General features: G+C 71.8%; 17 protein-coding genes. 7 read left to right on the plus strand and 10 right to left on the minus strand.

The genetic code is table 11. From position 1 onward, the window contains the following. Nucleotides 1-16 precede the first annotated feature (16 nt). Nucleotides 17-739 (minus strand): exonuclease domain-containing protein, encoded by a 723-nt coding sequence (locus tag ACH47X_RS14355; protein ID WP_397405275.1) that lies wholly within the window; start codon nt 737-739, stop codon nt 17-19. A 140-nt stretch (nt 740-879) separates the two neighbouring features. On the opposite strand from ACH47X_RS14355, the gene ACH47X_RS14360 reads away from it, so the two are divergent. The 4 genes from ACH47X_RS14360 (at nt 880) to ACH47X_RS14375 (ending at nt 4800) form a co-directional block, all read left to right on the plus strand. After that, the gene (locus tag ACH47X_RS14360) at nt 880-2004 is read left to right on the plus strand and encodes a GuaB3 family IMP dehydrogenase-related protein (RefSeq protein ID WP_036964899.1); all 1125 of its coding nucleotides are present in this window, start codon (nt 880-882) and stop codon (nt 2002-2004) included. Nucleotides 2005-2009: 5 nt separating this feature from the next. Further along, a complete protein-coding gene (locus tag ACH47X_RS14365) occupies nt 2010-2480 on the plus strand; it encodes a GNAT family acetyltransferase (protein WP_397405277.1) in 471 nt (156 codons plus the stop codon). A 113-nt stretch (nt 2481-2593) separates the two neighbouring features. Then, nucleotides 2594-4228 carry a succinic semialdehyde dehydrogenase gene (locus ACH47X_RS14370; protein ID WP_397405279.1) on the plus strand — a complete coding sequence of 545 codons (1635 nt, stop codon included), beginning with the start codon at nt 2594-2596 and terminating at the stop codon, nt 4226-4228. 89 nt (nt 4229-4317) lie between these two features. Beyond that, complete coding sequence (locus tag ACH47X_RS14375; RefSeq protein ID WP_397405281.1) at nt 4318-4800, plus strand: hotdog fold domain-containing protein; 483 nt, start codon at nt 4318-4320, stop codon at nt 4798-4800. Nucleotide 4801: 1 nt separating this feature from the next. On the opposite strand, the gene ACH47X_RS14380 is transcribed toward ACH47X_RS14375, so the two are convergent. Both ACH47X_RS14380 and ACH47X_RS14385 read right to left on the minus strand, forming a co-directional pair. Then, nucleotides 4802-5425 carry a vancomycin high temperature exclusion protein gene (locus ACH47X_RS14380; protein WP_397405283.1) on the minus strand — a complete coding sequence of 208 codons (624 nt, stop codon included), beginning with the start codon at nt 5423-5425 and terminating at the stop codon, nt 4802-4804. Nucleotides 5426-5576: 151 nt separating this feature from the next. Continuing rightward, nucleotides 5577-6488: a DUF4031 domain-containing protein gene (locus ACH47X_RS14385; RefSeq protein ID WP_397405285.1), complete on the minus strand. Its 912-nt coding sequence runs from the start codon at nt 6486-6488 to the stop codon at nt 5577-5579. Between the two features lie 190 nt (nt 6489-6678). Between ACH47X_RS14385 and ACH47X_RS14390 the strand changes: the two genes are divergently transcribed. After that, nucleotides 6679-7116, plus strand: a complete 438-nt coding sequence (locus ACH47X_RS14390) for a hypothetical protein (protein WP_397405287.1) — start codon at nt 6679-6681, stop codon at nt 7114-7116. A gap of 32 nt (nt 7117-7148) precedes the next feature. Here the strand turns inward: ACH47X_RS14390 and ACH47X_RS14395 are convergent, their stop codons facing one another. Genes ACH47X_RS14395 through ACH47X_RS14405 form a run of 3 tightly spaced genes read right to left on the minus strand, consistent with a single transcriptional unit; the run spans nt 7149 to nt 9360 of the window. Further along, nucleotides 7149-7607: a GNAT family N-acetyltransferase gene (locus tag ACH47X_RS14395; protein ID WP_397405289.1), complete on the minus strand. Its 459-nt coding sequence runs from the start codon at nt 7605-7607 to the stop codon at nt 7149-7151. Next, nucleotides 7604-8269 carry an NADPH-dependent F420 reductase gene (locus ACH47X_RS14400; RefSeq protein ID WP_397405291.1) on the minus strand — a complete coding sequence of 222 codons (666 nt, stop codon included), beginning with the start codon at nt 8267-8269 and terminating at the stop codon, nt 7604-7606. Before ACH47X_RS14400 ends, ACH47X_RS14395 begins: the two co-directional genes overlap by 4 nt. Further along, nucleotides 8266-9360: an LLM class flavin-dependent oxidoreductase gene (locus ACH47X_RS14405; RefSeq protein ID WP_397405293.1), complete on the minus strand. Its 1095-nt coding sequence runs from the start codon at nt 9358-9360 to the stop codon at nt 8266-8268. The genes ACH47X_RS14400 and ACH47X_RS14405 overlap by 4 nt, the downstream gene beginning before the upstream one ends. 65 nt (nt 9361-9425) lie before the next feature. Between ACH47X_RS14405 and ACH47X_RS14410 the strand changes: the two genes are divergently transcribed. Continuing rightward, nucleotides 9426-9932 (plus strand): MarR family winged helix-turn-helix transcriptional regulator, encoded by a 507-nt coding sequence (locus tag ACH47X_RS14410; RefSeq protein WP_142032817.1) that lies wholly within the window; start codon nt 9426-9428, stop codon nt 9930-9932. Here the strand turns inward: ACH47X_RS14410 and ACH47X_RS14415 are convergent. Genes ACH47X_RS14415 through ACH47X_RS14425 form a run of 3 tightly spaced genes read right to left on the minus strand, consistent with a single transcriptional unit; the run spans nt 9929 to nt 15781 of the window. Next, nucleotides 9929-11158 carry an acetate/propionate family kinase gene (locus ACH47X_RS14415; protein WP_397405295.1) on the minus strand — a complete coding sequence of 410 codons (1230 nt, stop codon included), beginning with the start codon at nt 11156-11158 and terminating at the stop codon, nt 9929-9931. The two genes, ACH47X_RS14410 and ACH47X_RS14415, sit on opposite strands and share 4 nt — an antisense overlap. Then, nucleotides 11155-13257, minus strand: a complete 2103-nt coding sequence (pta, locus tag ACH47X_RS14420) for a phosphate acetyltransferase (protein ID WP_397405297.1) — start codon at nt 13255-13257, stop codon at nt 11155-11157. Before pta ends, ACH47X_RS14415 begins: the two co-directional genes overlap by 4 nt. 34 nt (nt 13258-13291) lie before the next feature. Then, on the minus strand, nt 13292-15781 hold the full coding sequence (locus tag ACH47X_RS14425) for a phosphoketolase (RefSeq protein WP_397405299.1): 2490 nt from the start codon (nt 15779-15781) through the stop codon (nt 13292-13294). Nucleotides 15782-15979: 198 nt separating this feature from the next. On the opposite strand from ACH47X_RS14425, the gene ACH47X_RS14430 reads away from it, so the two are divergent. Next, entirely contained in the window at nt 15980-16882 is a 903-nt protein-coding gene (locus ACH47X_RS14430; protein WP_397405301.1) for an SURF1 family protein, read from the plus strand. Between the two features lie 80 nt (nt 16883-16962). On the opposite strand, the gene ACH47X_RS14435 is transcribed toward ACH47X_RS14430, so the two are convergent. Further along, nucleotides 16963-18129 carry a MalY/PatB family protein gene (locus ACH47X_RS14435; RefSeq protein WP_397405303.1) on the minus strand — a complete coding sequence of 389 codons (1167 nt, stop codon included), beginning with the start codon at nt 18127-18129 and terminating at the stop codon, nt 16963-16965. Nucleotides 18130-18165 lie beyond the last annotated feature (36 nt).

The following is an 18165-nucleotide window of genomic DNA, read 5'->3' on the forward strand; positions in this document are numbered from 1 at the left end:
CCGCCCGCCCCGCCCGTCAGGCGCTCGTCGCGTGCTGTACCGGCCAGGCGCCCGACGCGTCGGGACCGGTCAGGCCCTGGTCGCGGCGCCACTCGTTGAAGCTGACCGCCCATTGGCGGTGCGCGCCGATCTGCTGCTGGTGCAGGTCGGCCAGGGACATGCGGGACAACTGTGGGAACCGCCGTGCGAGCGCCTCCAGGACGTCGAGTGTCGCCAGCACGTCCACCTCGGCGGTGTGCAGGTCACCGTCGGAGGTGACGCCGTACCACTGCGAGAGGTCGCCCAGGCGGCGCTTGCCCGGCCGGTACCGGTCCAGCCAGCGGTCGATGACCAGCGGGTCGACCACCGGCTCGACGGGCCGGCCCAGGCGCTGGGGCAGGGTCTTGAGCCCGTGGCGCTGCAGCTCGGAGTCGAGCAGCGAGAGGTCGAAGGCGGCGTTGTAGGCGACCACCGGGACGCCGTCGGCCAGGTGGGTGGCGAGCTCCGCGGCGATCTCCTCCAGCGCCTCCCGGGGCGCCACGCCGTGGGCCCGGGCGTGCTCGGTGGAGATGCCGTGGATGGCGGCGGCCTCCTGCGGGATCTCCACACCCGGGTCCATCAGCCAGGTGCGCACCTCGGTGCCGACTCCGGGCGTACGCAGCACGAGAGCCGCGGTGACGATGCGGTCACCCGTGACGTCCACCCCCGTGGTCTCGGTGTCGAAGCCCAGCAGCGGCCTGTGGATCCAGGTCTCGTTCATGGTGTCCTCCCTGCTCGTCCGGGTTCACCGGTGCGTCCAGGGAGAACCCTGCCACCGCTCACTGACACTGTGGTTCGTGCCACCCCGCACATCACCGAGACACTGCGCGCCGGGTCAGCAGCGATGGGTAGGCTTGGCGGGTGAGCAACGAGATCGAGATCGGACGCGGCAAGCGTGGGCGGCGCGCCTATTCCTTCGACGACATCGCGGTGGTGCCCTCCCGGCGCACACGCGACCCGAAGGACGTCTCGGTCGGCTGGCAGATCGACGCGTACCACTTCGACCTGCCGATCGTCGCGGCCCCGATGGACTCCGTGATGACCCCGGACAGCGCGGTCGCGCTGGGCCGGTTCGGCGGCCTGGGCGTGCTCGACCTCGAGGGCCTGTGGACCCGCTACGAGTCGCCCGAGCCGCTGCTCGCGGAGATCGCGGCGCTGCCCGTCGGCGAGGCGACGCACCGCATGCAGGAGATCTACTCCGAGCCCATCAAGCCTGAGCTCATCACGCAGCGCCTCAAGGAGATCCGCTCGGCCGGCGTCACCGTCGCCGGCGCGCTGACCCCGCAGCGCACCCAGGAGTTCTACAAGACGGTGGTCGACGCCGGTGTCGACCTGTTCGTCATCCGCGGCACCACGGTCTCGGCCGAGCACGTCTCGGGCAACGCCGAGCCGCTCAACCTCAAGCGCTTCATCTACGAGCTCGACGTGCCCGTCGTCGTCGGCGGGGCCTCGACCTACACGGCCGCGCTGCACCTGATGCGCACGGGCGCCGCGGGCGTGCTCGTCGGCTTCGGCGGCGGCGCCGCCCACACCACGCGTGTCAGCCTCGGCATCCACGCGCCCATGGCCACCTCGGTGGCCGACGTCGCCGCGGCCCGCCGCGACTACCTCGACGAGTCGGGCGGCCGGTATGTGCACGTCATCGCCGACGGCGGCGTGGGCCACTCCGGCGACATCGTCAAGGCCGTGGCCTGCGGCGCGGACGCCGTCATGCTCGGTGCCGCGCTCGCGCGGGCTGCGGAGGCCCCCGGCAAGGGCTTCCACTGGGGTCCCGAGGCGCACCACCCGCAGCTGCCGCGCGGCGAGCGCGTCGAGGTGGGTACGGTCGGCACCCTGGAGGAGATCCTCTTCGGGCCCGGCAAGCAGGCCGACGGCACGCTCAACCTCGTGGGTGCCCTCCGCCGCGCGATGGCGACGACCGGCTACTCCGACCTCAAGGAGTTCCAGCGGGTCGAGGTCGTCGTGTCGCCGTACCAGCCACGGTGACGCCCGTGTCGGGTACCGAGCCGCTCGCCCCGGTCCTGGCCGCAGCGCCCGTGGCCGATGGTGAGTTCGTCGAGATCACGGACACCGACGTCGACCAGGTGGTCGAGCTGTGGCGGGAGTGCGGCCTCATCCGGCCCTGGAACGACCCGCACCTCGACATCGCCGACGCCCGCGCGGGCAGCACCTCGACGGTCCTGGTCGCCCGGGCCGACGGCCGCGTGGCGGCGTCCGCCATGGCCGGGCTCGACGGGCACCGTGGCTGGCTGTACTACGTGGCGGTCGCACCCGGGCTGCAGGGCACGGGCCTGGGCCGGGCCGCGGTGGTCGCGGCCGAGGCCTGGCTGGTGGCCCGTGGCGCGCGCAAGATCCAGCTCATGGTGCGCACCACCAACACCGCCGTGCTCGGCTTCTACGAGCGGCTCGGCTACGGCGATCAGGAGACCACCGTCCTGGGTCGCTGGGTCGAGCAGAACTAGCCACGACCGCCGCCGCGGGGCGAGATCGCGGCCGTCGCGACCAAGCGCCATGAAAGTCAGTTTCACACATCTATCAATACATGGTGCAGGGTTTTGCGCGTAGGGTGGCCGCCATGATCGACGACACAGCAGCCGACGCAGCAGCGAGTGGTGCCGTCGGCGCGGTGCTCGACCCCGAGCACCCGCAGGGAACCTTCGTTCTCGAGCCCGGCGTGATGGCGCCGCTCGTGGCTCGGATCGCGACGTCCGAGGCTTCCGGCACGCACCGCTCGATGTGTCCGTTCACGGGTGCTCCCCTCGTGACCTTCCCGGTCTCCTCCGCCGACGACGTCGCCGCCAGCGTTGTCCGCGCGCGGGTGGCGCAGCGCGGCTGGGCGCGCCTCTCGGTGCGCGACCGTGCCGGGGTGCTCCAGCGGCTCGGTCGCATCGTCCTGGAGAGACAGTCCGAGGCGCTCGACCTGATCCAGCTCGAGACAGGCAAGTCGCGGCGCGCCGCGTTCGAGGAGATCGCGGACATCGCGCAGGTCGCCCGGCACTACGCCGTCCGCGGTGAGCGCTACCTGGCTTCCCGTCGTCTGCGCGGCATGGTCCCGCTCCTGGCGGGTGTACAGGTGCACCGCCGGCCCGTCGGCGTCGTCGGCGCGATCGCTCCCTGGAACTTCCCGCTGGTGCTCGCACTGTCCGAGGCTCTGCCCGCACTGCTCGCCGGCAACGCGGTGGTGCTCAAGCCGGACCCGCAGACCACCCTCACCGCCCTGTGGGCGGCCGAGGCCCTGGACGACGCCGGCCTGCCGGCGGGCCTGTTCCAGGTGGTCGCGGGCGGTCCGGACGTGGGCGAGGCGCTGATCGAGCACGTCGACCACGTCGCGTTCACGGGCTCGACCGCCACGGGGCGCAAGGTCGCCGCACGCGCGGGGGAGCGCCTCATCGGGGCGACGCTCGAGCTCGGCGGCAAGAACGCGCTGTACGTCGCGGAGGACGTCGACGTCGACGCCGCAGTTCCGGGCATCGTTCGGGCCTGCTTCTCGAACGCCGGGCAGCTGTGCGTGTCCGTCGAACGACTGGTGGTGCACGAGGCGATCGCCGACGAGTTCGTGGCCAAGTTCGTGCGCGCCGTGCGCAACCTGCGGCTCAGCCCGGCGCTGGACTACTCGGCCGACATCGGTTCGCTCACCTCCGCCGCGCAGCTCGACAAGGTGACCGCGCACGTCGACGACGCGCTGGCCCGCGGCGCCCGGGTGCTCGCGGGCGGGGTGCACCGCGCCGACGTCGGCCCGTACTTCTACGCGCCGACCGTGCTCGACGACGTGCCGGCCCAGGCCGTCGTCGCGCGCGAGGAGACCTTCGGCCCCGTCGTCACGATCACGCGGGTCGACTGCGACGAGGACGCTGTCACGGTCATCAACGACACCGAGTACGGGCTGCACTCCGCCGTCTGGACCCGGGACGTCGCGCGGGCGCGGCGCCTGGCGGCGCGCCTGGAGTGCGGGTCGGTCGCGATCAACGACGGGTACACGCTCACCTGGGGCTCGGTCTCCGCGCCGCTCGGCGGCTGGAAGTCGTCGGGGCTCGGCGGGCGGCACGGCGCGGCGTCGATCACCGGCATGACCCGGCAGCAGACCGTGGTGACGTCGCGTGGCGCCCGGATCGGGGCGACGCTTGACAGCCTTTACGGGCTGGGCGGGGACACCCCGAGCCGGGTGCTCACCACGGCGCTGGGGGCGATGCGCAGGCTGCGCATGTCCTGAGGGGTTCGACGTTCCTCGGGGTCGGGGCGACGACCGTATGGTCGTCGAAGGAGTGAACGGTCGTCACCGGGGCGAGTACGCTCACCCGCATGACGACGCAGCTCCATGCCTTCTGGAAGTCCGCCAACTCGCTGCCGGTGGTCGGTGGCCTGCTCGGGAAGCGGATCTTCAGCCTGGCGTACAGCCTCAAGGCCCCGTACTTCGGCACCATCGCCCCGCGCGTGGTCGACATGCGACCGAACTACGGCGAGGTCGTCGTCCCCAACCGGTGGCGCAACCGCAACCACATCGGCACGGTGCACGCGATCGCCGTCTGCAACGGGCTCGAGATGGCCATGGGTTCGCTCGCCGAGGCCACTGTGCCGGACGACAAGCGGTGGCTGCCCAAGGGCATGGAGGTGCACTACCTCGCGAAGTCGACCGGCGATGTCACCTGCGTGGCCGAGACCGACCAGGCGCAGTGGGACGGCGACGACAAGGACCTGCCCGTCCGCGTGCGCGGCGTGCTGGCCGACGGCACCGTGGTGGTCGAGGGCACGATCCACCTGTGGGTGACGCCGAAGAAGAAGTGAGTCAGCGAGGGCGGCGCCTCGCGAGGGAGCGGACCGCGGCCTTCCAGCTCGCCGGCAGCTCGCGCACGTGCCACCAGGCCCACTGCGCCGGCTGGACGCTCGCGGCGCTGACGCCGACACCCACGGCGTCCAGCCCGGCCTCCACGCAGGAATAGAGGGTGCGGCGCAGGTGGTAGTCCTGCGTGACGACGACGGCGGTGCGCACGCCGTACAGGTCGTACGCGCGGCGGCACGTGGCCGTGGTGTTGAAGCCCTCGCGGTCCAGCACGATCGCGTCGTCGGGGACGCCCAGGTCGTTGTCCAGGAGCCAGGCGCGCATCGAGCCCGGCTCGTCGTAGCGGGTGCCGTCGGGGTTGTCGTGGGCGTCGCCGCTCAGGATCACCGTCGGCGCGACGCCCGCGCGGAACAGCTCGGCGCCGCCCTCGACGCGGCGGCGCAGGTAGGTCGACGGCGTGCCGTCCGTGCGCAGGCCCGCCCCGAGCACGATGACGGCGTCGGCCTTCTCGATCTCGCTCGCGCCGTTGCGCACGCGGGCGTTCCCGGTGGCCTGAACTGCGACGACGGGGACGGTGAAGGCGACGGCGAGCACGCCCGCGACGACGGCGGAGACCTTGAGGGGAGTCACGCGGCGAAGGCTACCGCGTGCGGGGCGGTGGGCTGTCGCGGGGCGGGGTTGGGGCCGCGGGTGGGTGGTCGGCAGAATGTCAGGTGGTCGGCATTCCGAGGAACCGACCATCTGACATTCTGCCGACCGCCCGACGTCTTGCCGACCGGGATCAGGCGGCCAGCAGGGCCAGTTCGGCGGCGAGGTTCGCCGTCGCGGCGTCCTGCCAGCGGGTGGTGCCCGGGGTGCTGCGGAACAGGGGGCCGCCCGCCAGCAGGCCGCGGAGCACCTCGGAGCGGCCGGCGCGGAACAGCGAGTCGGGGACGTCGCAGTACTCGGCGCGGACCTGGTGCGTGTACCGCGTGTAGACGGTAGGGCTGCCGCCGAGCACCGCCAGGTCGGCGTCGCTGACCAGGCCGCCGACGACGTCGTCGGGCGCCGGATCGTGGGTGGCCGTGACCATGACGAGGCGTGCGGTCTCGTCGATGTCCTCTGCGGTGACGCCGGCGTTGGTGAGCGGCCCGAGCAGCTCGGCGACGAGCTCGGCGGACCGCTCCTCGTCCTGCTGGGCGACGCCGTCGTGCACCGCGTCGTGGAACCAGAGCGCGAGCCGGGCGTGCCAGAGACCGCGGTCGTCGATGCGGCTCCCGGCCGCGACGACGTCGAGGGCGTCGAGGGCAGCGGCCAGGTGGAACGTCGTGTGGTAGACCCGGTGCGGTTCGCGCCAGCGCTCGACCAGGTCGGTGCCGGCGTGGTGGGCCAGGCTCGGGTCGGCCCACAGGGCGTCCCACCGGCTCAGGAGCGCGGCGCGCTTGGCGCGGTTCCGCTCGGCGCCGGAGACGCGCAGCCCTGAGCCGGCCAGGCGTCGGGCCAGGTCACCGCCGTCGACGGGCACGGCGCCCGCCGCGACCAGGTCGTCGTACCGCTCGGCGGGGACGTCGTAGTGGTCGAGGTCGAGGGCGCGGTCGGGCACGCCGGCGGCTCGCGCGAAGAGCCGGAGTTCCTGGAGTGACCTGTCGGAGACCAGGTGGGAGAAGAGCGTCCCGTGCGCGGGCCAGGCCGGCGGGTCGATGAAGAGGGTCACGGGGTGAGGCTAGCGCTCCTGGGAGGGCTGGGCGGTTGCCGGGCTCGGGGGAGCCGGTTGTGCGGGTGATCTTCTGCAGGAACACCCGCAGGGCGGTTGATCTGGTCCTGGTGGCCCCCGCGCGCCCCTTATGGTCCTCCAGGCCGCTCATGCTCAGCGGCACTACCCGGTACTACGAAAAGGAACGATCGTGCCTGACGAAGTTGTTGGACCACTTTTCATCTTTGGCGGCATCGTGCTCGGCGGCCTGGTGGTGCAGTGGATCTTCCGGCGCCGCGCTGCCAAGCGCGCCGGATCGGGCACCGTGGAGATCGTCGTCTGGGCGCGCGCCGGCCGTGTCCCCGGGCTCGCCCGGAAGAAGAAGTGGATCAAGGCCAAGGCGACCGCCGACGAGGCTGGTCGGCTGGTCTGGGTCAAGCCTGCCGGCGAGGCCGTGGCGCTGACGCTGCGTAGCCAGGAGTCCCGTCCGCGCGACAAGAGCGACCTGTGGTTCCTCGACCCGGGCACCCCGGTCTGGGACGCCACCACCTCCGACGGTCAGGAGCTGGGCATCGTCATCCCGCAGGCGCGTGAGCACTGGTTCGTCGAGAAGCTGCCGGTTGATGGGCTGTCGCTGACGAAGCCGTAGTGCGACGGCGTCGGCGGCGAACGCCGCGTCGTCTACTCGCCCGCCCGCCCCGCCCGCCGAGCCTCCCGAGCCGCCGCCCGCTGCGCCTTCACGGCCTCGGTGACCTGCGCGATGTCGTCCTTGGTCGGCTGGCGGATCGCCCCGCCCGCCGCCACGTACTCGTCCCCGTGCTTCGCCAGGTGCGCCGCGAACAGCGGGCACACAGGGACCACCACGATGTTCTTGCGGATGCTGTCGGCGAGGGCCTCGCGCACCAGGATGCCCGCGAGGCCGCGCCCGCCGTACTCCTCGTCGACCTCCGTGTGGAAGAAGATCCGGTCTCCACCGCCCGCGGCGTCGTCAGCACCGGCAGAGCCGCCGGAACCCGCGGGCCCGTCCACGAAGTCGGCCCTCCCGACCACGGGCGAGCCGTCGACCTGCACGGCGTACGCCCCGATCGGGCGCCCCGTGTTCAGCGTGACGGTGACGGGCGCACCGGTCCTGTCCTTCATGAGGCCTCCAGAACGATCGTGGGCGCGGGCGTATCGGCCAGCGTACGGAGTTCGTCCAGACCCACGTTCGCGCCGAACGCCGGGGTGCCGGGTTCGAGCCGGACACCTTCGGCGAGATCGCCGATCACCAACGGGTCGAACCCGAGAGCGTCGACCACTTCGGCGACGACGGCAAGGTCGGCGGGGGAGTCCCCGGCCAGCGCGATCGCCTTCCGCCCGACGGCACCCGCGGGGCGGGCACCGTCCTCGAGGTCGTGGTAGCCCATGTGGTTGAAGGCCTTTACGACACGCGCGCCCGGCAGCAGCCGTGCCACGAACTCGCTCGACGAGAGGTCACCCGGGAGAATCCCGTCGCGCGGACCGTCGATCTCCCACCAGTGGTTCATGGCGTCGACGACGAGCCGGCCCGCCAGCTCCGTGACCGGCAGCCCCTGGTGCTTGCCGAGCGGCAGCGCGAGGACGACGACGTCGGCGGACGCCGCCTCGGCGGGCCACACCGCCGTCGCGCCGGGGGTGAGCACCTCGATGGTCAGCGCGATCTTCTCCGGATCGCCCGACCCCGAGATCAGCACGCGGTAGCCGGCGGCGACAGCCAGCCGCGCCAGGACGGTGCCGACCTTGCCGGCGCCGAGGATCCCGATGGTCGTCCTGGCCGGGTTCAAAGTGCCGCCCCGACCGTGCTGGGCTGCTCGGCGAGCAGCTCGCGCACTCGCGGGATGACCTGGGTGCCGTACAGCTCGACCGAGCGCAGCCGCGCGTCGGCCGACACCGCGCCGGCCGAGGAGTAGATCATGTCGAACCGGCCGACGTCGAGGACGCGGATCGCCCGCGCCATCTTGCGCGCCACCGTGTCGACCGACCCGACGTACAGGGAGCCCTGCTCGACGTCGGCCTCGAACTCGTCGCGGCGCAGGGGCGGCCAGCCGCGGAGCGCGCCGATCCGGTCGCGGATCTCGCGGTACCCCGGGTAGAACAGCTCCTTCGCCTCCTCGTCGGTCGCGGCGACGAAGCCCGGCGAGTGCATGCCCACGGGCCCAGGCGTGGTGCCGAGCTTCTCGTGCGCCCGTCGGTAGAGCTCCACGTACTGCGCGAACCGGTCGGGCGGGCCGCCGATGATGGCGAGCATGAGACCGAACCCGTAGTAGGCGGTGCGGAGCACCGACTGCGGCGTACCGCCCACGCCGACCCAGGTCGTAAGCCGCCCGGACTCGGTCTTCGGGAAGACGTCGGCCTCGTGGAGCGAGGCGCGCATGGTGCCCTCCCACGTGACCGGCTTCTCGTCGAGGAGGTGGCTGAAGAGGTCGATCTTCTCCTCGAACAGCGTGTCGTAGTCCTTCAGGTCGTACCCGAACAGCGGGAACGACTCCGTGAAGGAGCCACGGCCGAGGATCACCTCGGCGCGCCCGTTCGAGAGCGCGTCGACGGTCGCGAACCGCTGGAAGACCCGGACCGGGTCGTCCGACGACAGCACCGTCACACCCGACGCGAGCTTGATGCGCTTCGTCGCCGTCGCGATGCCGGCGAGGACGGTCTCCGGGCTCGAGATCGCGTACTCGGGGCGGTGGTGCTCGCCCAGCGCGATGACGTCGATGCCCACCTGGTCCGCCAGGACCGCCTCGGCGACGACGGCCCGGATCGCCTCCGGGTGCGAGACGACGTCGCCGTCCGCATTGCGCGGCAGGTCGCCGAAGCTGTCGATACCGAACTCGATCTGCGAGACATCCACCATGACCAGCCCCTTCTGGGTGCCCATTTGATTGACACGTGAATCATCGCTCCATATAGTTCACATGTCAATAACCCACGGAGGAGGGGACGATGGCGACGTCGAAGCGCCGGAGCATGCCTACGCGACGCGAGCTCGCGATCTGGCGGGGGTACATCGAGACCTACGACATCCTCCGCAACCGCCTCGAGGCGCGCCTGCACCAGGACTCGGAGCTCTCCAACGGCGACTACCGGGTGCTGCTGGCGCTCAGCGAGGCGGAGGAGCACACGCTCCGCTCGTCCGCCCTGGCCGCACACATCGAGTGGGAGCGCAGCAGGCTCTCCGGCCACCTGGGCCGGATGGAGAAGCGCGGGCTGGTGCGGCGCGAGCCGTGCGCCGAGGACGCCCGCGGTTCGCAGGTGGTGCTCACCGACGAGGGGGCGCGTGCGTTCCGCGCGAGCACCGTGCCGCACCTGCAGGCGATCAAGGAGACCTTCCTCGACGCGTTCACCGACGAGCAGCTCGACGTGCTGGGCGAGGCGACGACGGCGTTGCGCGCCCACCTCGGGCTTCCTCCGGTCACCGCTGCCGGGGGGAGCCCGAGGGCTGGGGCCTAGCCGGCGGCGACGAGCGCGGCGGCCTGCCGGGCGATCGCCAGCTCCTCGTTGGTGGGGACCACCATGACGAGGGGGGTCCCGGCAGGCTCGACCTGCGGCCTGACCGAGATCACCCGCGCCTCGCCCGACGCCGCCTCGTTGGCCGCGGGGTCGATCGTGAGACCCAGGAACTTGAGCTCGCGCACCACGCCCGACCGGACGGTGTGGTCGTTCTCGCCCACGCCCGCGGTGAACGTCAGCACGTCGATGCCGCCGAGCACCGCCGCGTACGCGCCCACGTACTTGCGCAGCCGGTGCAGGTAGACGTCCCGGGCCAGACGCGCGTCGGCGTCGCCGTCGGCCACGAGGCGGCGCAGCTCGCGCATGTCGCTCACCCCGGACAGTCCGAGGACGCCGGACTGCTTGTTGAGCAGGGTGTCGACGTCCTCCCCGGACATCCCGCCGCGCATCAGGTGGAAGACGACGCCTGGGTCGATGTCGCCCGAGCGCGTGCCCATGACCAGCCCTTCCAGCGGCGTCAGGCCCATCGAGGTGTCCATGGGCCGGCCGCCCAGGATGGCCGACGCCGACGCGCCGTTCCCCAGGTGCAGCACCACCTGCCGCAGCGTCTCCGGCCCGCGGCCCTCAGCCGCCAGCTTCGCGACGACGGCGGGGTGCGCGGCCACGGCGTCCGACACGAACTGGTGCGACGTGCCGTGGAAGCCGTACCGCCGCACGCCGTGCTCGGCGGCGACCTTGCGGTCCAGGGCGTACGTCGACGCGGCGGCCGGCAGGTCCGCGAAGAACGCCGTGTCGAACACCGCCACGTGCGGCACGTCCAGGAACTCGCGGGCCACCTCGATACCCGTCAGGTTCGCGGGGTTGTGCAGCGGCGCCAGGGGGATCAGGTCGCGGATGGCGGCCACGACGTCGTCGTCCACCAGGGTGGGGGCCGAGAACACGTCGCCGCCGTGCACCACTCGGTGGCCCACGGCAGTGATGCCCGCCTCCGTGAGCGGCATCCCTGCTTCCGTGAAGAGGCGACCAAGGATTGCCAGCGCCTCGCGGTAGTCCGGGACGGGCAGCTCCCGCTCCAGCTTCTCGCCGTTCGCCTTCTGGGTGACCGAACCGCCCTCCTGGCCGATCCGCTCGACGATGCCCGTGATGATCACCTCGCCCGTGGCCGGGTCGAGCAGCTGGTACTTCAGCGACGACGAGCCGGAGTTCAGGACGAGGACGGTGCTCATGCGGACTCCTTGGTCTGCGCCTGGATGGCCGTGATCGCCACGGTGTTCACGATGTCCTGCACCAGCGCCCCGCGTGACAGGTCGTTGACCGGCTTGTTCAGGCCCTGCAGCACCGGGCCCACCGCCACGGCACCGGCCGAGCGCTGCACCGCCTTGTACGTGTTGTTACCGGTGTTCAGGTCGGGGAAGACGAACACCGTGGCGCGCCCGGCGACGTCGGACCCGGGCAGCTTGGACGCCGCGACCGAGGCGTCCACGGCGGCGTCGTACTGGATGGGGCCCTCGACGTCGAGCTCCGGGGTGCGCTTGCGCACCAGGCCGGTCGCGGTACGCACCTTGTCGACGTCGGCGCCCGTGCCGGACTCGCCCGTCGAGTAGGACAGCATCGCGATGCGCGGTTCGACGCCGAACTGACGGGCCGTCGCCGCGGATGACACGGCGATGTCGGCGAGCTCCTCCGACGTCGGGTCCGGGATGACGGCGCAGTCGCCGTACACGAGCACCCGGTCCTCCAGGCACATGAGGAACACCGAGGAGACCGAGGACGTACCCGGCTTCGTCTTGATGATCTCGAACGACGGCCGGATGGTGTGCGCCGTCGAGTGGGCGGCGCCGGAGACCATGCCGTCGGCGAGGCCGAGGTGCACCATCATCGTGCCGAAGTACGAGACGTCGGTGACGATCTCGCGCGCCCGCTCGACCGTCATGCCCTTGTGGGCACGCAGCCGGGCGTACTCGGTGGCGAACTTCTCGACGTACTCGGGGTCGTGCGGCGACAGCACCCGCGCGGCCTCGATGTCGAGACCCAGCTCGGCGGCGCGGGCGCGGATCGGCTCCTCGTCGCCGAGGATCGTGAGGTCCGCGATCTGCCGGGCGAGCACCGTCGACGCCGCGCGCAGGATTCGGTCGTCCGAGCCCTCGGGAAGCACGATGTGCCGCCGGTCGGCGCGCGCCCGCTCGATGAGCTGGTACTCGAACATGAGCGGCGTGACCACCTCCGGCCGCGGCAGGTCCAGGCGCGCGGCCAGCGCGGCGGAGTCCACGTTGCGCTCGAACAGGGCACGCGCCGTCTCGACCTTCCGCACCGAGTTCTTGTCCACGCGCCCACGGGTGGTCGCCGCCGCGCGGGCCGTGCGGTAGGTGCCCAGCTCCGTGGTGATGATCGGCAGCTTGGGGCGCATGGCCTCCAGCAGCTGCGCGGGCCGGCCCTGCGGGTAGAACCCGCCGTTCAGGATGATCCCGGCCAGCGAGGGGAACGACGGCGTCATGTGCGTCGCGAGCAGGCCGATGAGCAGGTCGGTGCGGTCGCCCGGCGTGATGACGATGCCGCCGTCGGTCAGCCGCTCCAGGAGGTGTTCGAAGCTCATGGCCCCCACCTGCACGTCCAGCGCCTCGCGGCCGAGCAGCTCGGGGTCGCCGAGGACGAGCGTGCCGTCGACCGCTTCCAGGAGCTGGCCCACGGTCGGGGCCTGGAGGAACGGCTCCTCGGGGATGGTCCACACCGGCAGGTCGGGCTGCGCCTCGGCCAGCACGCTCCGCACCTCCCGCGCGCTGTGCGTGTCCGCGCGGTTGACCACCAGGCCGATCGCCTGCGCGTGGTGCGCGGCCAGCTCGGCCACGCTCACGTCCACCAGCGCGCGCACGCCGTCGGGGGTGCGCTCCCGGCCCGCGACGACCAGCAGCACCGGCGCGCCCAGGTTCGCGGCGATGCGCGCGTTGAACGACAGCTCGGTGGGCCCGGCGACGTCGGTGTAGTCGGTGCCGAGGATCACCACCGAGTCACAGCGGGCCGCGAGGTCGTGGAACCGGGCCACGATGCGGCTCAGCGCGTCCTCGGGGTCGGTGTGCAGGTCGGCGTACGTCACGCCCACCGCGTCGTCGTAGGAGATGTCGACGCCGTCGTGCTCCAGGAGGAGCTCCAGGACGTGGTCGCGCTCGCCCGCGGAGTCCTCGGTCTCGCTCGCGCGCGAGACGGGCCGGTAGACCCCGACCCGCTGGCCCTTGCGGACCAGCAGGTCGAGGACGCCCAGCGCGACCGTCGACTTTCCGCTCTCGCCCTCCGGGCTCGCGATGACGATGCTGCGGGTTGCGCCGGTCACGTGTCGCTCCGTGTTCACTTCGTGGGATTTGCTGCTACTCGTTGTCTCCACCGGTGCCGAGCGTAGCGTCTACCTGGCCGTTGTCGGACTGGTCCTGGGCGTCCGGCCACACCCAGTCGCGCACCTCGGGGACGTCGTCGCCGTGCTCCCGGGTCCATGCACGCGCACGAAGCCGCGCGTCCTGCATGCGCTGGCGCAGCCCCGCCTGCGCGCTGCCGAGCGACGGCACCCGGTCGATGACATCGATCACAAGGTGGTACCGGTCCAGGTCGTTGAGCATGACCATGTCGAACGGCGTCGTCGTGGTGCCCTCCTCCTTGTACCCGCGCACGTGGATGTTGGGGTGGCCCGCGCGGCGGTACGTGAGGCGGTGGATGAGCCACGGGTAGCCGTGGTACGCGAAGATGATCGGCCGGTCCGTGGTGAACAGGCCGTTGAACTCCGAGTCGGTCAGGCCGTGCGGGTGCTCCTTGGCGTCCTGCAGCCGCATAAGGTCCACGACGTTGACCACGCGCACCTTGAGGCCGGGCAGCTCCTGCCGCAGGATGTCGGCCGCGGCGAGCACCTCCAGCGTGGGCACGTCGCCCGCGCAGCCCAGGACGACGTCGGGCTGCTCACCCGCCACCTCTGTGCCCGCCCACTCCCAGATGCCGAGCCCGCGCGTGCAGTGCTCGATCGCCGTGGTCATGTCCAGGAAGTTCGGCGCGGGCTGCTTGCCGGAGACCACCACGTTGACGTACTGCCGGCTGCGCAGGCAGTGGTCGTAGGTGGACAGCAGCGTGTTGGCGTCCGGCGGGAGGTAGACCCGCACGATCTCCGCCTTCTTGTTGACCACGTGGTCGATGAACCCGGGGTCCTGGTGGCTGAACCCGTTGTGGTCCTGCCGCCACACGTGGCTGGACAGCAGGTAGTTCAGCGACGCGATCGGCCTCCGCCACGGGATGTCGTTGGTGACCTTGAGCCACTTGGCGTGCTGGTTGAACATCGAGTCGATGATGTGGATGAACGCCTCGTAGCTGGTCAGCAGCCCGTGCCGGCCCGTCAGGAGGTAGCCCTCCAGCCAGCCCTGGACCTGGTGCTCGCTCAGCATCTCCATGACGCGGCCCACGCGGGCCATGTGCTCGTCCACCTCGGGGCCGATGTACTCGGCGTTCCACTGCTTGTCGGTCACGTCGTACACGGCCTGCAGCCGGTTCGACGCCGTCTCGTCCGGGCCGAAGATACGGAAGTTGTCGGGGTTGAGCCGGATGACGTCGGTGAGCCACTGGCCCAGCACGCGCGGCGCCTCCGACGTCGACCCGCCGGGTACCGGGACGTCCACCGCGTAGTCGCGGAAGTCCGGCAGGCGCAGGTCCTTGAGCAGCAGCCCGCCGTTCGCGTGCGGGGTGGCGCTCATCCGCAGCGTGCCGCGGGGCGCCAGGTCGCCGATCTCGGCCAGCACGCGGCCGTCGTCGTCGAACAGCTCCTCGGGCCGGTAGGACCGCAGCCAGGTCTCCAGCACCTGGAGGTGCTCCGGGGTGTCCCGGGCGTTCGCGAGCGGTACCTGGTGCGCGCGCCACGAGCCGGTCGTCTTCTTGCCGTCGATCTCGGCCGGGCCGCTCCACCCCTTGGGCGTGCGGAACACGATCATCGGCCACCGCGGGCGGATCGGGTCGCCGTCGGCCGCGCGCGCCTTGATCGCCGCGATCTCGTCCAGCACCTCGTCGAGCAGCGCCGCGAACCGGCGGTGGGTGTCCAGCGGCGACTCGTTCTCGTCGTAGCCGCCGTCGAAGAAGTACGGCTTGTGGCCGTAACCCACCATGAGGTCGTGCAGCTCCTCCTGCGGGATACGCGCCAGGACCGTCGGGTTCGCGATCTTGTAGCCGTTCAGGTGCAGGATCGGCAGCACGACGCCGTCCTGGACCGGGTTGACGAACTTGTTCGAGTGCCAGGACGTCGCCAGCGGCCCGGTCTCGGCCTCGCCGTCGCCCACCACGGCCGCCACCAGCAGGTCCGGGTTGTCGAAGGCGGCGCCGTAGGCGTGGCTCAGGGCGTAGCCCAGCTCACCGCCCTCGTGGATCGACCCCGGCGTCTCCGGCGCCACGTGGCTCGGGATGCCGCCAGGGAACGAGAACTGCCGGAACAGGCGCTTGACGCCCTCCGTGTCCTGCGTGATGTCGCTGTACACCTCGGAGTAGGTGCCGTCCAGGTAGGCGGAGGCCACCAGGCCCGGACCGCCGTGGCCCGGCCCCGTCACGTAGACCGTCTGCTGCTCCCGCTCCTTGATGGCGCGGTTCAGGTGCGCGTACAGGAAGTTCAGGCCCGGCGTGGTGCCCCAGTGGCCCAGCAGGCGCGGCTTCACGTGGTCCGCCGTCAGGGGCTCGCGCAGGAGCGGGTTGTCCAGGAGGTAGATCTGGCCGACCGAGAGGTAGTTGGCGGCCCGCCACCAGGCGTCGATGCGCTCCAGGTCGGCGGGGGCCAGCTCGGTGACACCGGTCGTGCGCCATCCGGTGGCGGGGGAGTCGGGGACTGTGGTCGTCGTCATCACTCACGCTCCTACTGCGGTCTGCGTGTGAACCCTGCGGTTACGTGTGGATCCGTGCCGGTCTGCTGCCCGTTCATTCGAACGCAGAACCGCCGTACACGCGAGACGACCACGCGGCCCGGGGATCTGTGACGTGTTCGACAGAACCTGCCGGTGACCTGTGCCGCTCACCCGCCGGCGGCGGCTACCGTTGAGGTTATGCCTGTCAGTGCCCCCAGCACACCCCCTTCGAAGGTGATCGACGTCGACACCACCACGCAGCGCCGTACCTTTCTCCAGGTCGCCAAGCAGCCCCGGATGATCGGTCTGCTGCTCGTGTTCGTGCTGGCGGCGTTCGTGTGCGGGCGGCTGGGCGCCTGGCAGCTCGACCGCGCCTACGAGCGGGCGGAGCTGGCCGCGCAGCAGGAGGCGGCCGAGGCCGTGGCGGCCGGGCCCGCCTGGCTGGGCGACGTGCTCGCGCCGCAGGAGAGCTTCCTCGGCGAGCTGGTCGGCCGCGAGGTCCGCGTCACCGGCGAGTACGACCCGTCCGGCACCCTCCTGGTTCCGGGCCGCGCCCTGGAGGGACGCGTCGGCTACCTCGTGCTGACCCCCTTCCGCGTGTCCGACGACGGGACCGGCGGCGCGTCCTGGGCCGACCTGTCCGGCCCGCCCGTGCTGGCGCTCGTCCAGGGTTGGGTGGCCGAACCCGCCGACGCCGCGGCGCTGACGCTGCCCTCGGGCGAGGTCACGGTGACGGGCTGGCTCCAGGCGGGCGAGTCGACGTCGGGCAGCGCCGCCGTCGTGGACGGGCAGACCGACCACATCGCCCTGAGCGCGCTCGTCAACGAGTGGGGCGGGCCCATCTACACCGGGTACGCCGTGCTGACGTCCGGGCCGGGGTCGCCCGAGGAGGGCGGGGTCGCGGCCCTGCCACGCCCCACGATCGACGGCGGCTCCGGGGCCAACCTGCAGAACATCTTCTACGCGCTGCAGTGGTGGCTGTTCGGCGGTTTCGCCGTGCTGCTGTGGCTCCGCCTGGTGCGCGACGAGATGGCGGGCGGACGCCGCGGCGGCGCCCCGACCGACGCCGACACGGGGATCGCGGGGCTGCCGGCGGCGTGACCCTCCCCTTCGAGGCCTAAGTTTCTTCGCTTTCAGACAGCCGAAAGCGAAGAAACTTAGGCCTCGAAGGAGGGGGAACCTCAGCGGTTGAGCGCCGACACCATCCGGGCCGCCGCCTCCTCGACGAGCGGGCGCGGCATGCCCGCGTTGAACCGCACGAAACCACGGCCCGCGTCCCCGCACGCGGCCCCGTCGACCAGGACCACGCCCGCGTGCTCCTGGAACCACGCGGCGGCGCTCGCGGGCTCCCCCGGCAGGTCCAGGCCCCGGCAGTCCAGCCAGGCCAGGTAGGTCCCCTCGGGTGCGCGGTAGCCGATCCCGGTCCCGTCGAGCAGCTCGCCGAGCCGCATGACGTTGCCGCGCACGTAGGCGACGACGTCGTCCAGCCAGTCGCGGCCGTCGTCGTACGCGACCTGGTTGGCCAGGATGCCGAGCGTCGAGGGGCCCTCCTCGACCCGCTCGCCGACCTGGTGCCACACCCGCGCGTCGGCCTCGTTCGAGAGCACGAGCTGGGCGCACTTCAGGCCCGGCAGGTTCCACGCCTTCGACGCGGACGTGGCGGTGACGGTGTGCCCCGCCGTCGTCTCGTTCAGCGAGGCGTACGGCACGTGCCGGCGACCCGGGTGCACCAGCGGGGCGTGGATCTCGTCGGCGAAGACGCGGCCGCCGTGCCGGTCGACCACCTCGGCGATCGCGAGCATCTCGGCGGGCTCCAGCACCCGGCCGATCGGGTTGTGCGGGTTGCACAGGATCATCAGGTGCCCGCCCGCGGCGAACGCGGCGTCCAGCGCGTCGAGGTCGTAGGCGTACCGGCCGTCGGCGTCCCGCAGCATCGGGACCTGGATCACCTTGCGGCCCAGCTCGCCCGGCAGGGTGTGGAACGGCATGTACGACGGCGTGGGCACGATCACCGGCGAACCGGGCCGGGAGAAGTGCTTGATGACCTCGTCCAGCGCGGTCAGCACGTCGGAGACGGGCCGGACCCGCGCCGGGTCCACGGACCAGGAGTAGCGGTCGGCCGCGAACCTCGCGTACGCCTCGGACATCCCCGTCACGAGCGCGGGCGGGAGGTAGCCGAGCAGGCCGCGGTCCACGGCGTCGTGCAGCGCTGCGGCGATCGGAGGCGCGACCTGGAAGTCCATCTCCGCGACCCAGGCGCCGATGGTGCCCGGGAAGGCCGTCCACTTGAGGCTGCCGTTCGCGCGCAGGCGGTCGGCGGTGAGGGCGTCGAAAGCGTGGTCGTTCACGCAGGCATTGAATCAGGTACGGGCGCGGGGCCGGTA

Origin of the sequence: Promicromonospora kroppenstedtii (genome assembly GCF_044389675.1) — a bacterium.
GTDB lineage: Bacteria > Actinomycetota > Actinomycetes > Actinomycetales > Cellulomonadaceae > Promicromonospora > Promicromonospora kroppenstedtii.